Source organism: Bdellovibrio bacteriovorus, from assembly GCF_001592745.1.
GTDB classification, from domain to species: domain Bacteria; phylum Bdellovibrionota; class Bdellovibrionia; order Bdellovibrionales; family Bdellovibrionaceae; genus Bdellovibrio; species Bdellovibrio bacteriovorus_B.
Genome location: NZ_LUKD01000005.1, coordinates 22,160 through 40,131, shown reverse-complemented (window position 1 = coordinate 40,131; position 17,972 = coordinate 22,160). Strand labels below are relative to the sequence as shown.

Below are 17,972 nucleotides of genomic sequence, written 5' to 3'. Positions count from 1 at the left end.
TGTCAAATCTGTCAACACTCCTGAATTTTATTCCTCTAGGGAAACCCTCTTTTTTGCGGTATAAAGCGACTCGCAGTTCGAATCATTTTAGGAGTTCCATATGAAAAAAGAGTTATTGGCTAGTGTTCTTACGTTGACAGCAGGCATGGCAAGCACGGTGTCTTTTCCGCAAACGGCTTTAGCTAAATCGACGATCGTTGAAAAAGAATTTGCGAAAAACTTTGTTTTAAAATCTGCGAACAAAGCCCGCTACACTGATAGCGAAGGTAAAGTGGTGGTGGGGCATCTGTATCTTTCGATCGAACAATCTCCGTTGACTCCGGACTCTCAAAATCAATTGCGCGGTGAAATGACAGGTGTTTTCTATTTTGAAAGTGACGAAGCGACAGAAGAATATGATGGCGTTAAGTACACGACAAAGATCGTATTAGCAGGCGATGACGGTGAAGTCCTTTTGGATCGCACTCATAAAAGCCGCGACGAAAATCGTTATTCTCTTTATGGATGCAACTCGACTTTGACTTATTGTTCTCCTGAAAACTATGAACTGACATTGGCACCAGGAAAACTTGCAACAATGAATCTGCAGTTTTCAGCCAACATCGGTATTGAAGTTGAAGAAGTATGGCAAGGGGGCTCGCAATGGTCTCCGTATGCTTACAATGCTAAGATGATTGAAATCAAAAAATAATGAGTGTTTGGCTGGAGCGTCTTTCACGCGGTTTTACCGAAGCTGAATCTTCGCAGATTCAAGCAGAGATATTTAACGTCAAAGGCCTTCAGCTGGAATTAGATTCTCTTTCAACGGAGCATCTTCAAGAGGGGCTGATTCGCATGGCCCCTTACCGCCTTAAATATTCCGGAAGTCTTCGCCATGGGCGAGTCGAATCCTGGCAACAAGCCAACTCTTATGTAGCCGAAAAAATCCAAGCCAACGAAGCTCCGACATGGCAAGACATCTTAAATCTCAATGCCCTTTTAACTAATCAAGTGAAGTCAGAGATTCGCACCAAGCCTGTCTATCTAGGACCATTTGAGGCTTGCCCGCCTGAAGATCTTGCTTTGACTCTTCAGCACTTTGAAAGAGACATTCTAACGAACAAAGCTCAGCTTGATCCGCTCATCGCAACAGCTCTTTGCCAGTACTGGCTAGTGAGCTTGCATCCTTTTGAGGATGGCAACGGTCGGACGTCAGTTCTTTTAAGTGACTGGCTCTTAGGACTTAATGGCTATTTGCCTATGAGCTTTGATACGAAGTTAGATGGCATGGTCGCAACTCTCTCTAGCGATCGAGTTTCTGCGACGCCGGGAAATGCTGTTTTGAAACTTCTTACGAATGTTCAACGGTCCTATCGACTGGTTTTGAATGACGCCTAGGTGCGCTTCATTCTAAAACCTTGCATCATCATTTTATCGATCAAAGCTGCTGGCAGTAGGCGACTCATCAAAGAAAAAATCTTTACATTCTTTCCTAGAAGATAGTAGCGTTCCGGCGATCTGCTTTCTATGGCGTGAAGCATGGCTTTTGTTACTTCCTCGACCGGAATCGCAGTTTTCACCGTATCAAGAACGCCCTGCTTTAAAGCTTCTAATTGAGGCCCGTAAACTTTGCGCATTTCTTCGCTCATGCCCTTTTGCTGATCTTCGCTGTGAGAAATTGATTTTGACCAGATTTCCGTGCGCACCGGACCGGGTTCGAAAAGAACGACTTTTACACCTAATGGCAAAAGCTCTCTTCTTAAGGAATCATTGAAAGAACGTAAGGCAAACTTGGACGAACAATATGGCGACAAGAACGGTGTGGAAATTTGACCACTGATCGAGCCCACATTGATAATACGACCTTGGGTTTCCCGCAACAGCGGAAGGAATATTTGTGTCAGTCGAACCGGTGCAAAGACATTCACGTTAAAAAGATCCTGCCACTCTTTGAGTGGCAAAGCTTCAATCGGGCCACCTACCGCAACCCCGGCATTATTCACTAATATCAACTCATCTTGAGTGTTAACTGTACGACGGATCTTTTCGAAAGCATCTTGAATATCTTGTTCATTGGTAACGTCCAACTTTAAAACTTCAAGCTGCTGGGGAAAACGAGATTGCAAAGACTGTAAGACTTCAGGCCGCCTGACACCAGCCCACACTCGATAACCTTTTTCACAAAGGCTCTTTGTTAGATCAAAACCAATCCCCGTAGAAGCTCCTGTTACCAAAACTTGTTTCAAGCAAAACTCCCCGCTAATTCTTTGGTATCATGGAGCCCATTCAGTGTCCATCTTCACTGGACTCTATCACAAGGGTCTTCACTTTAATTTGACAGTCCGTTTAAGAGACCGTCGTGCTGATTGTAATCTTGCTTTCTAAAAGGTTGTGAATAGGACACCTTTCCAGAATATCTGAAAGACGATCGCGCTGTTCTTGTGTGAGATCACCGCGATAAGAAATCTGACGACTGATTTGAGTTTCTTCCCCTTCAGAGACAATTTTAACAACCACATCTGTGGACTCTAAGGGGATGCCCTTTCGAGCCGCATACATCTGCGCAGTTAAAACCGTGCAAGCCGCCAAAGCGGCTTCCACGTACTCGTGAGGATTGGGACCTTCATCGTGTCCTCCTAATTTTTCAACAAGCCCGGCAACGAAGTGATGATTTCTGACTTTGAGTTCAGCCACCATGGCGTCTGATTTTCTTTGCGCTTTAACCATTTGCTGCCTCCATTCTTAATTCTGTTTCTGCCTTTTCAGGAACTACTGACAAGAGAGCATTGAGTTTTGAGTAGGCCAAAATAAATTCACCATCGTAACCCAAGTAACTCTGAATGCGGTCCCTAATAAGCGAGCCCTCGTGCTGCAAAACAAACACTATTTGATCTCGCACGTCCTGTAAATTCCAAGCTGGGACTTCTTCTTCATCGAGGAAGGCGTCCACATCGGCTATCAAAGTTGAAAAGGGTCTCATCCATGCAAAATTCTCGTCTTGGGTTAACAAAAAGAGGAAATCGAAAGAAGAGAGTTTTCTTTGCAAAAGCTTTTCCGCCTCCAAGCGTTCTCTTTCTAAAAATAGACGGTGAAGATTTTTAAGCTCTTTGTTGATTTCTTGCATTTGCCATTTCATGGCGCTCTCCTTTTAAGGAAGGTCGAAAAGAATAAACTCTGCGCCTTCGCTCCATTGAACTTTCAAGCGTTCAACTCCGGTAATTCCGGCGCCGTCGCCCGATTTTAAAGTTTCCCCTTCCACTTGCACATCGCCTTTGATCACTTGCACCCACAGATGGCGATGTTCATAAGTTTTCAGAAGCTTTTCTCCGGCGTCTTGGGCTTTGGCCGCGTACATATCCACGTCTTGGTTGATGGTGATAGACCCGTTACGACCATTTTTGGAAGCCACTAAAACAAGATCACTGCAGGATAAATCACTTCCGAAAAAAGTTTTTTGCTCATAACCGGGAGTCAGCCCTTTTTCTTGCGGCTGAATCCAGATTTGCAAAAAGTGCGTCGTCTGATCGTGAAGATGATTGTATTCAGAGTGACGAACTCCTGTGCCCGCGCTCATGCGTTGCACTTCGCCAGGTTTAATGATGGTGCTATTTCCCATGGAATCTTTGTGCTCTAAGGCACCTTCGATCACATAAGAAATGATTTCCATGTCCCGATGCCCGTGAGTATCGAAACCTGTCCCACCTTCGATGCGATCTTCGTTGATCACACGCAGGACGCTAAAGCCCATGTTTTTTTCGTCATAATACTCGGCAAAAGAAAAAGTGTGGTTTGAGTTGAGCCAACCGTGGTGAGCCTGTCCGCGTTCGTTTGATCTTCTTACTTGAATCATATGTTTCTCCCTATGAAGAAGAAACTACCGTCAAGTTAATATAAATGATATTTCTTATTTTTTATGAACTATATACATGTGATTTATATAGTTTAATCACAGTTACCTTCCCAGCGCCCCGCCTGCAAAGAACCGTTGCTCCAGCTTGACCAAACGCCAGAGGTATTATCCCGCACCCGCACTTGGAAAGTCATTTCTGAACCTCCGCAGCGACCTTCTAACGATAGACTATTGCTAGTCCCGCCACCGGTGACGATACCTGTAGAACCCATCCCGCCGTTGTTATTGCTAACTGTGCCTAGAATCCATTCATAACTATATCCACCACTTCCCACGCCACCGGCGGGCGTGATGGTTGCGGTGGTTCTCTGATCTCCCAATGACCCGAAGCTGACGGTGCTATACGATATACTTAAAGAAACCGCGGCATAATCCTGACAGGAAGTGATGGTGTAAGATCCTGCCATACTTCCGTTGGTACAACCCCGCGCCTGCGACAACGATGCACAAGTTGTGGGTGCCACAGCGTAAGTCGCCGAATAAGCAGTACCTAAGAAACCATGTGATACATTACCCCAAGGTGTTCCCGTACAACCATCGTTACACGCTACTTCATTAAAGCTTCCTGACAGCACTCCATCTGTGCATGTGCGCGTCTCTGCAATAGCAGAACAAGCAGATGTTGGAGCGGACTGTGAAAAACCCTGGACTGTTGCTCCGTGAGCTAGTGCTCCCCATGGTGTGCTTGTACAAGAAAGTGCGGCACGCGTTGTCACTGACCAAGCGTTGGAAGTGACGTTTCCTAAAGTTACCTGGGCCGTCACCGCCGTAGAGAAGGACGAAGATGAAGTGCGGCGGATCGTGATCGTATCCCCGGGCATAAAGCCGCCTACAGAAGTGCCACCCCAAACGCCGTTGCGCGCAATCGCTGAACAACCCGTGCAATTAGCGATAAGTGGACCATCAAAGCCACCCAGGGTGAGAGTATTTGAAGTGGTCAACGTAGAAAGCTCCACACCAGACTGAGCTGCGAATACTAAAGCATCTGGCGTGTTATCTGTACAGTGATCGCCACTTGGATCATAGCCGATGTCACAAGTTAGAACCGAACTTACTGGACAGCTGTTAGCACCACTTCCCGAACCAGAATAGACCACCGCCGTTGCGTGAACGGGAACATTGGTACATGCAAAGCGTGTGTCGTTATTCGCAGGGGAATAAAATCCTGAACCCACATCAGCACACGCGCTTCCGTCCCAGTATTTATCCGTGGCACACAACGCACGACATGTAAGACCATTTTGCGTGTAATTCGTTTCACACGTGTCGATGCTCACGATCGGACACGAGTTGCTTGTTAAACCCGAACTTGCGCCATAGCTAACACTTGCAGCGTGTGCGGGTTTATTAGTACATGCTGTGACTGTGTTAGCTCCGGCACTATCAACATAAGTACCTGTACCGGCACTCACACAAGAAGCCGAGATACTGTTTGATGGCTGATAAGTCCCTGGTGCACACTGCACGCACGAACCGGAACTTAAGTAATTTCCCGGCCCGCACTTCACGGTCAGAACCTGGATGCCGGATGCTGACCAATTTCCTGCTTCGTCACGTTCTTGCACATACAACGTATGAGTCCCAAAAGCGACATCACTGACGGAGGCATAACTCAATGACGTCGTCACCGTAGCGCCTGAAGAAAGATCTGAATCATTAATTTTATAGCGATAAACTCCATTCCCGCCGCCACCGCCACTCACCCACGTCCATACGGGGCGAATACCCGCGTCCGCGGCGGCTGGCAATAGCGGTGGATTTGGAGGAACGGTGTCAACACGAATCGCGATAGCGTCTGGTTCAGAATAAGGATCCTGACTTAATGAATTGAGAGAACGCACTTGAATCAGATGATCGGTTTCGGGATTTCCTGTTAACACCGGAAGAGTTAAAGACCAAGTGCCTGAGGTACAAGAAATCAGAGCGTTGTTCCAAGCTCCACCGCCAATTTTAACTTCCATTCCGTTTGTTTTTTCAGACAAACATGTGCCTTGTAAGAACGGAGTCGTATCGTTTGTTACAAAGTCGCGACCGCTATTTGATGTGATAATAGGCGAAGGAACAGAAGGACGCTTGTAATTCACTTCGTAAGTCGTTGGAACGGCCTTTCCATCCGGATAAACTGAAGAGGCTTCAAACAGAATCAGTCGATCATTGTTTGGATGGGGGACCTTGTAATTCACAATAAATGTTAATGTCGAAGGATCGCAGTTGGCATTTAAAGTTTCGCCTTCTACAAGAAGACGGACCTGCAAAACGTCTTCGGGACACTGCCCTTCGAGTTCCAACAAAATTTCATCCAAAACAACTTCATTGATTTTATGAGCCGTCACCGTAGGCGGCAAAGAAACAGACTTATGTAATGCAAGCTCTAGCGTACAGCCGGACGCGAAGAAAGAAGTAAGCAAAAGAAGTTCCCGAATACGCACTAGTGACTTCATCTTAAACTCTTCGGCGAACATTGCGGAATTTAAAGGTACACTCTGCTATGGTTTTGTCAGGATTGTGTTAGGAAGTGTCCTAGCTTGAAACGAAAATCCCATCGCGATGCAGTTTCTAGAGATAAATTCTAGAAAACTTTTTCTCGCAACATCACAAACGTCGAGCAGCGTTTTTCTTTACTTGGTCTCGTTAACTCCTAGCTGGAAACACCGAAATGTTACCATCCAAAATATGAGGAGGACGTTTCGATGAACAAAACAAAGCATTACGAATATTACGGGCATGAATTCAAATCTTACTTTAAACCTGTAGGTCATGGCTATGAAGTGGGGTTTACATTTGAAGGCAAACCTTTGTTTGTCGGAAACTTTGTACATAAAAAAGAAGCTATGGAATGGTGGCGTTCTTTCAATCAGGAAATACCCTACTTCTTTAGCAAGTATGAATTCCCAGTCGACGGCCCTCATCAATGGATGACAAAGTTCTTTACGAACTACATGTACACTTGCTACTACGCTTGGTTAGACAAAAAATTCAACAAGTATACAAAAGAGTACACGAAGTCGTTTGAAAGCAATGTGAAGTTCTATAAAAAGATGCAACCCGTTTGGAAAAAACGCGCTGAAAAACGTGCGGCTTAATTAAGGTGCAAGCTCTGCGGAGACGGCTGAACTGTCTCCGCCATAGCCTGCGTCTCCCCATGTGACCACCGTCCCGTCTGTTTTTACGGCAGCAAAAGCTTTGCTAGTCGAATATATTTTTACGACATTGGAACTTAATGCGGCAGCCACACTACTTGAGTCGCCACCATAAGAAGGATGCCCCCAAGTCACCACCGATCCGTTTGACTTAATCGCAGCAAAGGCATTTCTGTTCGCAAAAATTTTCACTACATTGGAACCTACGGCCGTCACCGATGTCGGCGCTGTCCCACCGCAGTTTGAAGATCCGCAGGCTGTACCACCCCACGCAATCACGCGACCATCCTGAGTTAATGCCGCAAAGGCATATTGAGTAGCGAAAACAGCCGCAATATTTCCCGCGGTCGTTGCCTCGGTTGGTGCAACACCGCCAGCGTCTGAGCTTCCCCAGGATACAACACTGCCATCATCTTTTTTCGCAGTGAATGCCGAAAAACTTGAAACCACTTCCAGGACTCCAGCTCCAGGAACCGTCAGCTCTGAAGGTGTTATTCCTCCATTAAGGCCTCCGGCTCCTCCACCCCAAGCAACAATAGAACTATCAGACTTTAAAGCCACGAATGCAAAATTATTACTGAAGAGTTTCACAACATTTGTGGAAGCAACAAGCTCCGCAGGCAACGAACTCCCATTGGAAGAGTTACCCCACGCTACGACAGAGCCATCGGACTTCAAAGCCGCGAAAGCGCCGTCGTTCGACTTCACACTCACAACTCCTGAAGACAATCGCGAGGCCACAGTCGAGCTATTTCCCCCGATGGAACTCGAGCCCCAGGTCACAACAGAACCATCCGCCTTGATAGCGGCAAAGGCGCCGGTGTTACTCACAATGCTTTTAACACTGGTCAATGCGGCACTGACGGAAGAAGAATCCCCTCCAAGGGCACCATTACCCCAAGTGACGCCAGAGCCATCCACTTTTACTGCCGCAAAAGCAGAACCCGTTCCATAGACGTCTTTAACTCCGTAGCTCAGTTGACTGACAACAGTTGAACTAGATCCTCCTGCAGCGCTATCCCCCCAGGTCGCAACAGATCCATTGGCTTTAACTGCAGCAAAGGCAATCGAGGTCGAAGCCACCTTCACGACATTTGCTGAAACATCACTTGCAACGGCAGAGCTATTACCACCCCAACTCGACTCACCCCAAGTGATCACCTTGCCACCTTTCACGGCAGCGAAGGAATAAAGATTCGAATAGATTTCAACTACAGGTAAGAGAAATGTTCTACTTATAGAACTTGAATGACCGACAGCATCTGTCAGAGTCGCCGTCAAAGACACAGAATTTGCGGACACCGCACTACTAAAATCAATTAAGGCGTTCCAAGTATCGGCGGTGCACGTCACAATACTTTGAGTCGGCCAGTTAAATGAGATGGTCTTACCATTCTCACTGCAAGTACCAGAAACAGAGGCCCATTGTGTTCGGCTCGGAAACTGAAAGTTCTCTGCCGGTGAAGTAATGATCACAGCTGGTGCAATATTATCAATCGTCACTGGCGATAACAAAAGTTGAGCTGCATGATTTCCAGCTTCATCTTGTGCCGTGTTTTCGTTCACCGTGACTGACAGCGGCCCATTTCCGGAACAATTTGTAATAACGATATTTCGACTATCACCCGTCCCATTCACAGCGACACTGCAGCCCACCGATGCCCCCGAAAGAACAATATCTGACGGTGACAGTGAGATAGTCGAAAAGCCGGAGTATCCCAAGCTCCATGAAAATGTCGAGCTCATAGATCCCGCACTCACAGGCATAGCGGCAACAGTGATTTCTGGAGCCGTTAAATCCACTTCAATCGAGTCCGTCAGAGTGCACGACGTCACATTACCCGCGGCGTCTTTGGCTTTTAAATAAAAGGTTTTAACTCCTTCACCACTCAAAACCGCAACATTACCGGAGGCAGGTCCCCAAGCTCCACCCGAGTTACAGGTGGCATCTTCTGTCACATAAACTTCAGCAATGCGTTCCCCGGTTACTATGTAGGGAATGCTTAAAGAGTTAGAATAAGCATCGCCATTTTTTAAAACAAACGAAGTGATTGTCGGTGGCACAATTTGGATGGAGATCGTGAGATTTTGCTCTTCAATAGCAAATGTTCTTTTGCTGCCTCGCCAATTTAAATTTCCCGCATTGAGCTTGATACGAACATTTGAGGCGACAACACCATTCTCCACCGCGACTGAAACCAGAAACGAACAGACATTGGTGTCACTATCACAGGATATGTCTCCTTCACGCGTGGCGTTTTGAATTTCGAACATCTCTGCTTTCAACGAAGCGGCATCTGCCATCTTCGGCAATGCCAACGACACAGGAATCCCAGTTATTTTGTTTGTCGGATTTGCTGGCGTGGATAAACCCACATCCAAAGTTTGCGACGCGAGCATTTGAACTTGGAGATCTCGCTCTGTACAAGCCTGCAAAAGAAAGCACAGGCACAGCAGGTAAACCCTGCGAAATACTTGCGCATTATTGAAAAGACGATCCACAGTTTGCACATAGACTTATCGGCACAATACACACTTTCGTCTAGAGTTTTGGCACGGTATTTTTCAAGCTCTCCTCATTCTGAGACAGACCTGATTCAGAACGGGATTTCCACAAAGACAGACCCACCTGACTTTGTAGGTTTACAGCCTACAGCCTCCTCCCCGGGAGGGATTCTCAACCTGCTTTCACTTGCTAAGAATTATTCTCAACAACTAGATTCCCCGCAAATTCCCGCCTTATCCTAAAGAAGGCGGAGGTGTTCAGTGCGAGTGGTTCGTTTAGTTTCCGGAAGCGACTGTCAAAGTTCACAACTCTCAGTAGAAGCCGTTAAACTTATTAACGCGATCGATACGGATCGTGCGAGGTCAAAGGATGTCGCAAAGCTCTGCTGCCAAGCGGGACTCTGCCCGGTGATCTTCATCAATAAAAACACAAAAGTCCGCTGAAAGAGATGACGGCCCCAATCAGGCGACATATACTTTCCGTATGAAAGAAAAAGTCGCCATTCTCGGAGCCAGTAAAAATCCAGAACGTTATTCTTACCTCGCAATGAAGATGTTGCGAGAATACGGACACACGGTATTTCCCGTAAATCCTGGCTTGGACGAAATCGAAGGCGTCCCCGTTGTCGCCTCACTCAGTAATCTTCAAGGTATCGATACGGTCACTCTTTATATGAATCCTAAAAATCTTGAACAGCATGTCGACAAGATCATAAAACTAAAACCACGTCGTGTGATTTTCAATCCGGGCACGGAGTCGCGAGAAATTGAAACCGCATTGCAGAATGCAGGCATTGAAACTTTAGAAGCCTGCACGCTCGTGATGCTAAGAACCAATCAGTTTGAAAAATAAGCCCTTGAAGTGCCAGGCGTTGTTTATCTGTTCAACGCCTTTTTTTGTTAGTGCCGCGTTCACATCTTTACCATCTCATAACGAGACATCGTTCTAAGTCCTCAAATAAACTTAAAAATCTCCTCACACTTTTCTTGCTCCTTCGGCACCGTCTTTGCTTTGTTAGAACTGCAAACAGGAGATTCAAATGAAAACAAAGATCTTTGTTACCGCTGCTTCTATCGTGATGGGTTTTTCATCAATCGCTTCTGCAAAATCCTTTAAAAGCATGCGCAACAATCAAGGGGCCGCCGGATATTCCCGCATGGATGCCATCGAACCACGATCTTCTTTCGTACATTTGGAACCTGTTATTGGTTACACTTCTTCAACATTCGGTGGCGTTGAAGGAAAAAATGGAGCGGAATTAGAAACTATCGGCGGCATGCAAGCCGGTTTAGGTTTGCGCTTAGGCCGATCTCAACTGCAGTTTGAAACAGGTCTCTATTATTCAGAGCGTGGAGCCAAACTTTCTTATCCTTATAGCTCTGACGATGTGATTGTTGCACCGGGCAGAGCAGCGTTTGATTACAAATTTAAGTATCTGGAAGCCCCCCTCTACGTTCGATATGCCTTTCAAGACCCAGAAGCCACACACTTCTTCATTAAAGGCGGTGGCGTTGTCGGACTGCTACAAGAAGCGAAAATGACCGGCACGGGAGGTCTTACAGGCAGCGTAGACATCAAAGATTCAGCGAACGAAACGGATTTTCGCGCAGGCCTCGGAGTCGGCGGCGTTCTTCGCATCAACAATATGTTTTCAGTCCTGATTCAAGGTGACTACCAATTGGGCTTAAATAAAGTAAATAAAGAAAGTGCTGAAGGAACAGAAATCAAGAATAGCTCCGTAGCTCTTTCCACTGGTCTTGTATTTGATATCTAAAGGGATATTAATGAAGTGCCTTCTCTTATTCTTAGCACTGACTCTTCAAGGACTTTCCGCCTTCGCGGCAGAAAGTCTGAAACTTTTTGAATGGCATGTTAGCGAAGCCATGGCGCCGCTGATTTTGCCAGTCAGACAATCAGAAACACCCGAACAAGCAGCACAACGGTATTTAAATAATTTAGGCAAAAACCCCGACCTCATGGAGCTATTTGAAGGACGTGTGCCCGCTTTACCTTTGCACGGCTTTAAAGCTCTCTCGCAAGAGGACCGCGAAAGTCGCGCTCTTCTTATTGCCAATCTTCCCAAAGACTACACACGCAATTCTTTGCGTGTGCAAAATTTCAAACGCATTTTCCAACAATCTCGACAGACCTCTTACATTCTTCCCATCAACGCCAACCTTGGCTTGAGCCAGGAAGAGACTCGGGAACTCTTTAAGCAGATCGCCGAAAAGTTCCCCATGATGGTGGCTATGGGCGGCGATGATGTCGACACCCACCTTTATAAAAAAGAGAACTTTCATTCGCGCAACACCATTCCCGCTCGTGACCAATTCGAAGTGGCACTTATCAAGTCTTATGTTGCACAAGAAAAAGGATTTCTTTTAGGAGTATGCCGAGGATCTCAGATCACTTCGGTCGCTCTGGGATATCAACTTATCCAAGATATTCCTTTTCACATCGGCGACAAAGTCGCCCATGGCAATGACTGGCACCCTATTGACGTCGTGGAAACGAAATACAACCTTTTAAAACCATTTGCTGACGGAAATATGAAAATGACCGTCAATTCTCTTCATCACCAGTCGGTGATTTTTAAAGAAGGTGGAATGCTGCAAATCGCGGCAAGAAGCCATGATGGCATCACCGAAGCCACTGAGTTTAAAAATGGGCGCGGAATGTTATTACAGTTTCACCCAGAGTTGATGAATAATGAATTAGGTTCTAAAATTCTGTGGAGCCTTGTGCAGCAGAAAAATCGCGTGATGCCCGCCCGTTGTTCAAAGATTTTCTAAAGTGCGGTTTGAGTCCAAAGCGGCTCGCCGCTCCTGATTCTTAACAGATATTTCAACAAGATTTTGTACTCGTCTTTAAAATAGGCGTTGCTTCCTTTACCTGGTCCTCTAACATAAATACATGCTTGAACAAATATTCCTTCATCAGAAACATTTCAGTCTTCAGCTGCGCAAAGAGCCTATCAAAACGCGCGTGGAATATTTGAATAAACTCGATGCCGTCATTCGTAAAAATATCCCCGACATCATCAAGGCTTTAAGTCACGACTTTCAAAAACCGGAAGCCGAGACTTTAATTACTGAAGTCTATCCGACACTTCATGAAATTCAGTTTGCAAAAAAGAATTTAAAAAAATGGTCCCGCCCTCAAAAAGTTAAAACACCTTTGCTTTTACTAGGCTCGAATAGTTCGATTTCTTACGAACCTCGCGGGGTCTGTTTAATCATCGCCCCGTGGAACTATCCCTTTCAACTCACTCTAGCACCTTTGATTTCGGCTATTGCGGCGGGAAACTGTGCCCTATTAAAACCTTCTGAATTTACAACGCATACATCCCGTCTTTTAAAGAGGATGATGGATGAGACCTTCGCTCCAGAGCATATAAAACTGATTGAAGGCGGCCCCGAAACCACAAGCGAACTTTTAAACCTGCCCTTCGATCACATCTTCTTCACTGGCAGTACACGCGTGGGAAAGATCATCATGGAGGCCGCAAGCAAGCATCTGACAAGCCTGACTTTGGAACTAGGCGGAAAATCCCCTACGATCGTTGACGCCTCCGCCAACATATCGCTGGCCGCAGAAAAAATAGCCTGGGCCAAGTTTCTTAATGCCGGGCAAACCTGTGTCGCACCTGACTACATTCTTGTTCAGCGCGAAATTCTTGCGGAGTTTAAAACGGAACTTTTTAAAAAGATCGAGGAGTTTTACGGCAAAAAAGAAGAGCAGAAAAAATCAAAACATCTCGCTCGTGTCGTATCGACTCATCACACCCGTCGCCTGGCGAATATGATTGAAGAAGCTAAAAACTCCAACGCAGAAATTTCCTATGGCGGAGATGTCGACGTTGGCTCTCACTATATCGCGCCCACAGTTTTAGAAAAAGTAGATCCACACGCCGCAATCATGAAGGAAGAAATCTTTGGGCCACTTCTGCCACTTGTGCCGTTTAAAGATATCGCTGATGCCGTTCACTATATAAACGAGCGCGAAAAGCCTTTATCACTTTATATTTACTCTCGAAGCAAACTCAATATTGAGCATATCTTGAAAGAGACTTCCTCCGGCGGAGTTTGCGTGAATGACTCCGTCATTCACCTTGCGAACCCCCATCTTCCCTTCGGTGGCGTTGGGCACAGTGGCATGGGTAGCTCCCATGGTTTTTTCGGTTTTAAAAACTTCTCACACGAAAAGGCCATTTTACGTCAGTCTTGGATGGGACGTCTGCTGCGCTTGATTTACCCACCCTACTCTGATTTTAAGCTGAAACTTATGAAGCTGATGATTGACCTGAAACTTTAATCAAGTTGCAGGATTTTTGTACGGTCACCGACAATCCAAAGAACATCACCTTTTTGCAAAGTCTCTGAAGAATCCGGATTCAAAATACGCATTCCTTCGCGTTCAACACCCACCACTAAGCCATTTGTCGCTTCACGCAACCCGCACTCACGAATGGTCTTATTCAAGTACGGAGAATCCTCGGTCATCACATACTGTTCCAGACTGTATTGCGAAGCTTCTCCGACACTCATCGCTGGGGAAACATCAAAGTTTTCAGAATCGATGAACGACTTAAAGCGAATCAGCTGCGCATCTGTTCCGATAACATGAACCTGATCATGAGGCATCAGGCACTCATTGCGCCCTGGGGCGGTGATTCTTTTGCGTCCACGTTCAATCAAGGCGATCGTAACACCATACTTTTCACGAATCGAAAGTTGATGAAAAGGCGTCCCTACGTAGGGAGCTTCCGGCGGAATGGTGAACTCGGTGATGTGCGCATCCCAAGGCGCCAACGCTCGGTTGCTCTTTCGCGCGTGCTTCTTTTGGACGTCATCATGAAGATTGGAAAGAAAACGATTTTCAAACCACTCGTAGATATCTCGCAATTTTTGGGAAAGAACATAACCAACAACCACCACCATCCAAAGCGTGATTCCCACCGCCCAAGCAAGAGGTACGAACTGAGCCACCATGGCACCCAATAAACCGACGGCTAGCATAATGCGCGAAACCAGAAATACGTAGTTATGATTTCCTTTACCTTGTTCGACCAACAGAATCTCAAACTGTTTGGTGCGACCAAATGCCAAGGCCCAAAGAAACGGAGCCGTTAACACCAGAGTGGCACTTAAAGAAATAAATTTAGCCGGCCCTTCTTCAACCTGTCTTTCTAACAGAAACGGCAGAAACACGCGCGCCATCAGAAGAAAGATCGCTACGACAACGACAGAATTCAAAACAACCTTCAAAATGTAAGAGCGCACTTGCTCTTTCCATTCTTTATTTCCTGACATGGAAAAAGAAATCACGCTATAGCTATCAAGAGCCGCGATCAACTTGGCGGGAAGAACTTTCTCTAAAAAAGCATACACTTTGCCCGAAGATCTTAACATGTAAGGTGTCGTAAATGCCGTTACAACCGAAACTGACACCGCAATCGGATAAATCTTTTCGCTTACGACTTTTAAGCTTAAGCCTAAGGTGGCGATGATGAATGAGAACTCACCGATTTGCGCAAGACTCATTCCTGATTGCACCGAAGACTTGAGCGTTTGTCCGGCAAGCACAGATCCCAATGTAACACTGAACGTCTTACCGACAAGAACGACACTTGATAAAATCAAAACTTCTTTCCAGTTGTCGCGAATCACAATCGGATCAATCAACATTCCGACGGAAATAAAGAACACGGCTGAAAACAGATTTTTGATGGGACCAACAAGATGATGAATACGCTCACCTTCAATGGTCTCTGCCAAAATAGAACCCATGATAAAGGCGCCCAGAGCTGAAGAAAAGCCCACGGAACTTGCAAAAACCACCATCACTAAGCAAAGACCCACAGCGACCACCAGAACGGTTTCTTCGTTCAAAAGCTTTTGGGCTTTTTTCATAAACGAAGGCAGCATGAAGATCCCGGCCACAAACCAGATAGAAAGGAAGAAAGAAAGCTTTACGATAGCACCCAACATTTCAGTGCCCGCAAAATCGCGAGTTAAAGCCACGGTTGTTAGAAGGACCATCAAAAGCACGGCCACAAGATCTTCGATAACTAAAATCCCGAAGACCTGACTGACGAAGCGAAGATTTTTGAATCCCAGCTCTTCGATGGTACGAATGATAATTGACGTGGACGAGATTGCTAAGATTCCACCCAAGAAAAGACTGTCCATCGGCGACCAATCTAATAGACGACCCGTCACGTAACCAAAAACAATCATCAACGAGATTTCTAAAATAGCCGTGAAACTCGAAGAACCACCCACCCGGAAAAGCTTCTTAAAACTGAACTCAAGGCCCAGGGCGAACAAAAGAAAAATAACGCCAATCTCGGCCCACAGGTGAATGCTGTCATTACTGACAATGGTTGGGAAGATTGTGGTCTTAGGACCGACCAGAAAGCCCGCAACAAGATATCCAAGAACAATGGGCTGATTGAGTTTTTTAAAGATCAAAGTCACTAGCCCCGCGGTACCAAGAATCAGGGCTAAATCGGAAATCATTGCTGGTAAGTGCTGCATATCAAAGATTATGACAACTCTTACAGCGGGCCACAAATAAAAAACGGCCTCCTTTTGAAGGAAGCCGTCTTTAATTTAGATTTTAAAATCTAATTACTTCGCGTTGATAGCTGCAGCAACTGCCGCTTCAGCGTTCACAAGACCTGCACCGTATTCATTGTTCGTGTTAGGACCCAATGCTGTTGCAGTTTGTTTTAGAAGTGCTTTCACTTGAGCACCCGTCAAAGCTTTGTTTGCAGACTTCATAAGAGCAACAACACCTGATACGTGAGGAGTCGCCATTGAAGTACCATCAAACGGAGCGTAGTCTGTAGCAATCGTTTGAAGAGTTGCTTTTACAGTTTGACCTGCAGTGATTGATTTCAAGATTTCTTGACCTACGTTTTGTTCGATCATGAACACCGCGATAGGAAGAACTGAACCATCATCAGTCAAAGCACCGTTGATCAAGCCAGGAGCGTTATTGTAGATAACCGCGCCAGCCGCACCCGCTTTGATAGCGTTTTTGATTTTGTCAGCGAAAGTGATTTCACCACGGCTGATCAAAGCATATTTACCTTTTACATCGATGTTCGCGAAATCAGTGTCTTTACCAAGACCTGCTGGAACAAGAACGTTGATTTCAGGAGTCAATACTTCTTTCGCACCTTGGAAAGTCGTTGAAGCAACTTTTGCAGATTTAGTGCCGATAGAGATTGTTACAGAAGACTCGCGGCCAGTTCCTTGTGGTACAGAAGAAACAACTGCAACACCTGGAGCTACGATCGCCAATTCAGGACCGTACTGAGAGAAGTCTGCTTTAAGGTTGTTGATATCAGTAGCACCTACTGCAATCACTGTAGAAAGAGCTGCTGGGTAAGAAACGCGGTTTGAACCGTTGTTACCAGAAGCTGCAACCACTGTGATGCCCGCTTTGTCTGCTTTAGCAACAGCATCGCGTTCAGCAGGAGTCGACCACATACCACCCAAAGACATAGAGATAACGTCTACTTTTTCTTGGATACCCCAGTTGATACCTTGAGCGATAGAAACGTTCGAGCAACCATTTTCAGAACAAACGCGACCCGCAAGGATTTTCGCCTTAGGAGCAACACCTGTGAAACCAGTTTTATCGATCGCACCAGCGATAGTACCCGCTACGTGAGTACCGTGACCAACGTGGTCTGTGTAATCAGAACCGTTGCTGTCACCAGTGAAGTCTTGACCTTTTTCGAAGTTAGACTTCAAAGAAGGGTGAGCTTGATCAATACCAGTATCTAGAACAAGAACGCGAGCGCCTTGGCCTTGATTAGATAGAGCCCATGCTTGAGGAGCTTTAACTGCATGGATACCCCATGGAGTTTTTTGACCTACTTTTTGTTGAGATTTTTGAGCTTTCGCCAAGAAACCTTTCACTGGGCGTGGCGCCTCGTGGAAAATCTCTTTTTCAACATAAGCAACTGCAGGATTTGCTTTCAATTTAGCAATCTCTGACTCGCTGTTTGTGTCGATGATTAGTGTATTTAGATTCTCAAGGCTGTCTTCAACTTTACCATCAACTTGTCCCAATCCATTTGGTTGTTGATCCCAGTTGAAACCTTTAAGTGCATAAGACCCCTTCATCTTATACGCCATGTGTGCCGATTTGAAGGCTTGTTTATCCTTCATAATAACAATCACACGCTCAGCTTGAGCCGCAGTCGCAAACAACACCGTAACGATGAGTGCAAATACGTTTTTCATTAAAGTCCCCCCATATCCATGGACTCCAACTATTGAAGTCCTCTATGGGTAGGCACTTCATTTCAGGTTGAAAGATTTATCAAGTACTCTTTTGGAACCACTTCAATTTTTTTTTCCACCTAAAAAAGTGAAATTTTCTGTCATGGCACTGGTAGTTCCAAAGTGGAACCTCAGCT

The 17,972-nt window shown here is 45.8% G+C and carries 15 protein-coding genes; 7 read left to right on the top strand and 8 right to left on the bottom strand.

Translation table 11 applies throughout. The annotated features are described in order from the left end of the window. Nucleotides 1-100 precede the first annotated feature (100 nt). Nucleotides 101-691, top strand: a complete 591-nt coding sequence (locus AZI87_RS10795; RefSeq protein WP_063206712.1) for a hypothetical protein — start codon at nt 101-103, stop codon at nt 689-691. Then, entirely contained in the window at nt 691-1,377 is a 687-nt protein-coding gene (locus tag AZI87_RS10790) for a Fic family protein (RefSeq protein ID WP_063206711.1), read from the top strand. The genes AZI87_RS10795 and AZI87_RS10790 overlap by 1 nt, the downstream gene beginning before the upstream one ends. On the opposite strand, the gene AZI87_RS10785 is transcribed toward AZI87_RS10790, so the two are convergent. From AZI87_RS10785 to AZI87_RS10765, 5 genes are all read right to left on the bottom strand, one after another. Next, on the bottom strand, nt 1,374-2,225 hold the full coding sequence (locus tag AZI87_RS10785; RefSeq protein WP_063206710.1) for an SDR family oxidoreductase: 852 nt from the start codon (nt 2,223-2,225) through the stop codon (nt 1,374-1,376). The genes AZI87_RS10790 and AZI87_RS10785 overlap by 4 nt on opposite strands. Before the next feature lie 100 nt (nt 2,226-2,325). Continuing rightward, nucleotides 2,326-2,706, bottom strand: coding sequence for an OsmC family protein (locus AZI87_RS10780; RefSeq protein ID WP_063206709.1), 381 nt, complete (start codon nt 2,704-2,706; stop codon nt 2,326-2,328). Then, nucleotides 2,699-3,115 carry a hypothetical protein gene (locus AZI87_RS10775; RefSeq protein WP_063206708.1) on the bottom strand — a complete coding sequence of 139 codons (417 nt, stop codon included), beginning with the start codon at nt 3,113-3,115 and terminating at the stop codon, nt 2,699-2,701. The genes AZI87_RS10780 and AZI87_RS10775 overlap by 8 nt, the downstream gene beginning before the upstream one ends. A gap of 12 nt (nt 3,116-3,127) precedes the next feature. Then, complete coding sequence (locus AZI87_RS10770; RefSeq protein WP_063206707.1) at nt 3,128-3,829, bottom strand: pirin family protein; 702 nt, start codon at nt 3,827-3,829, stop codon at nt 3,128-3,130. A 92-nt stretch (nt 3,830-3,921) separates the two neighbouring features. Further along, the gene (locus AZI87_RS10765; protein ID WP_155722556.1) at nt 3,922-6,330 is read right to left on the bottom strand and encodes a hypothetical protein; all 2,409 of its coding nucleotides are present in this window, start codon (nt 6,328-6,330) and stop codon (nt 3,922-3,924) included. Between the two features lie 249 nt (nt 6,331-6,579). Between AZI87_RS10765 and AZI87_RS10760 the strand changes: the two genes are divergently transcribed. Next, nucleotides 6,580-6,972 carry a hypothetical protein gene (locus AZI87_RS10760; protein WP_063206705.1) on the top strand — a complete coding sequence of 131 codons (393 nt, stop codon included), beginning with the start codon at nt 6,580-6,582 and terminating at the stop codon, nt 6,970-6,972. Here the strand turns inward: AZI87_RS10760 and AZI87_RS10755 are convergent, their stop codons facing one another. Continuing rightward, the gene (locus AZI87_RS10755) at nt 6,973-9,540 is read right to left on the bottom strand and encodes a hypothetical protein (protein WP_155722555.1); all 2,568 of its coding nucleotides are present in this window, start codon (nt 9,538-9,540) and stop codon (nt 6,973-6,975) included. 478 nt (nt 9,541-10,018) lie between these two features. Here AZI87_RS10755 and AZI87_RS10745 point away from each other — a divergent pair, with 478 nt between their 5' ends. From AZI87_RS10745 to AZI87_RS10730, 4 genes are all read left to right on the top strand, one after another. Next, complete coding sequence (locus tag AZI87_RS10745) at nt 10,019-10,387, top strand: CoA-binding protein (RefSeq protein WP_063206702.1); 369 nt, start codon at nt 10,019-10,021, stop codon at nt 10,385-10,387. Nucleotides 10,388-10,574: 187 nt separating this feature from the next. Next, on the top strand, nt 10,575-11,309 hold the full coding sequence (locus AZI87_RS10740; protein ID WP_063206701.1) for an outer membrane beta-barrel protein: 735 nt from the start codon (nt 10,575-10,577) through the stop codon (nt 11,307-11,309). 10 nt (nt 11,310-11,319) lie between these two features. Continuing rightward, a complete protein-coding gene (locus AZI87_RS10735) occupies nt 11,320-12,327 on the top strand; it encodes a gamma-glutamyl-gamma-aminobutyrate hydrolase family protein (RefSeq protein ID WP_063206700.1) in 1,008 nt (335 codons plus the stop codon). 121 nt (nt 12,328-12,448) lie between these two features. Continuing rightward, on the top strand, nt 12,449-13,849 hold the full coding sequence (locus AZI87_RS10730) for an aldehyde dehydrogenase family protein (RefSeq protein WP_063206699.1): 1,401 nt from the start codon (nt 12,449-12,451) through the stop codon (nt 13,847-13,849). Here the strand turns inward: AZI87_RS10730 and AZI87_RS10725 are convergent. Beyond that, on the bottom strand, nt 13,846-16,074 hold the full coding sequence (locus AZI87_RS10725) for a cation:proton antiporter (protein ID WP_063206698.1): 2,229 nt from the start codon (nt 16,072-16,074) through the stop codon (nt 13,846-13,848). The two genes, AZI87_RS10730 and AZI87_RS10725, sit on opposite strands and share 4 nt — an antisense overlap. A 93-nt stretch (nt 16,075-16,167) precedes the next feature. Next, the gene (locus AZI87_RS10720; RefSeq protein ID WP_063206697.1) at nt 16,168-17,796 is read right to left on the bottom strand and encodes a S8 family serine peptidase; all 1,629 of its coding nucleotides are present in this window, start codon (nt 17,794-17,796) and stop codon (nt 16,168-16,170) included. Nucleotides 17,797-17,972: the final 176 nt, after the last annotated feature.

Coding starts and splice junctions, on each gene's coding strand:
- AZI87_RS10795 (WP_063206712.1), top strand. CDS start 101: ATGAAAAAAGAGTTATTGGCTAGTGTTCTTACGTTGACAGCAGGCATG.
- AZI87_RS10790 (WP_063206711.1), top strand. CDS start 691: ATGAGTGTTTGGCTGGAGCGTCTTTCACGCGGTTTTACCGAAGCTGAA.
- AZI87_RS10780 (WP_063206709.1), bottom strand. CDS start 2,706: ATGGTTAAAGCGCAAAGAAAATCAGACGCCATGGTGGCTGAACTCAAA.
- AZI87_RS10775 (WP_063206708.1), bottom strand. CDS start 3,115: ATGAAATGGCAAATGCAAGAAATCAACAAAGAGCTTAAAAATCTTCAC.
- AZI87_RS10770 (WP_063206707.1), bottom strand. CDS start 3,829: ATGATTCAAGTAAGAAGATCAAACGAACGCGGACAGGCTCACCACGGT.
- AZI87_RS10765 (WP_155722556.1), bottom strand. CDS start 6,330: ATGAAGTCACTAGTGCGTATTCGGGAACTTCTTTTGCTTACTTCTTTC.
- AZI87_RS10760 (WP_063206705.1), top strand. CDS start 6,580: ATGAACAAAACAAAGCATTACGAATATTACGGGCATGAATTCAAATCT.
- AZI87_RS10745 (WP_063206702.1), top strand. CDS start 10,019: ATGAAAGAAAAAGTCGCCATTCTCGGAGCCAGTAAAAATCCAGAACGT.
- AZI87_RS10740 (WP_063206701.1), top strand. CDS start 10,575: ATGAAAACAAAGATCTTTGTTACCGCTGCTTCTATCGTGATGGGTTTT.
- AZI87_RS10735 (WP_063206700.1), top strand. CDS start 11,320: ATGAAGTGCCTTCTCTTATTCTTAGCACTGACTCTTCAAGGACTTTCC.
- AZI87_RS10730 (WP_063206699.1), top strand. CDS start 12,449: ATGCTTGAACAAATATTCCTTCATCAGAAACATTTCAGTCTTCAGCTG.
- AZI87_RS10725 (WP_063206698.1), bottom strand. CDS start 16,074: ATGCAGCACTTACCAGCAATGATTTCCGATTTAGCCCTGATTCTTGGT.
- AZI87_RS10720 (WP_063206697.1), bottom strand. CDS start 17,796: ATGAAAAACGTATTTGCACTCATCGTTACGGTGTTGTTTGCGACTGCG.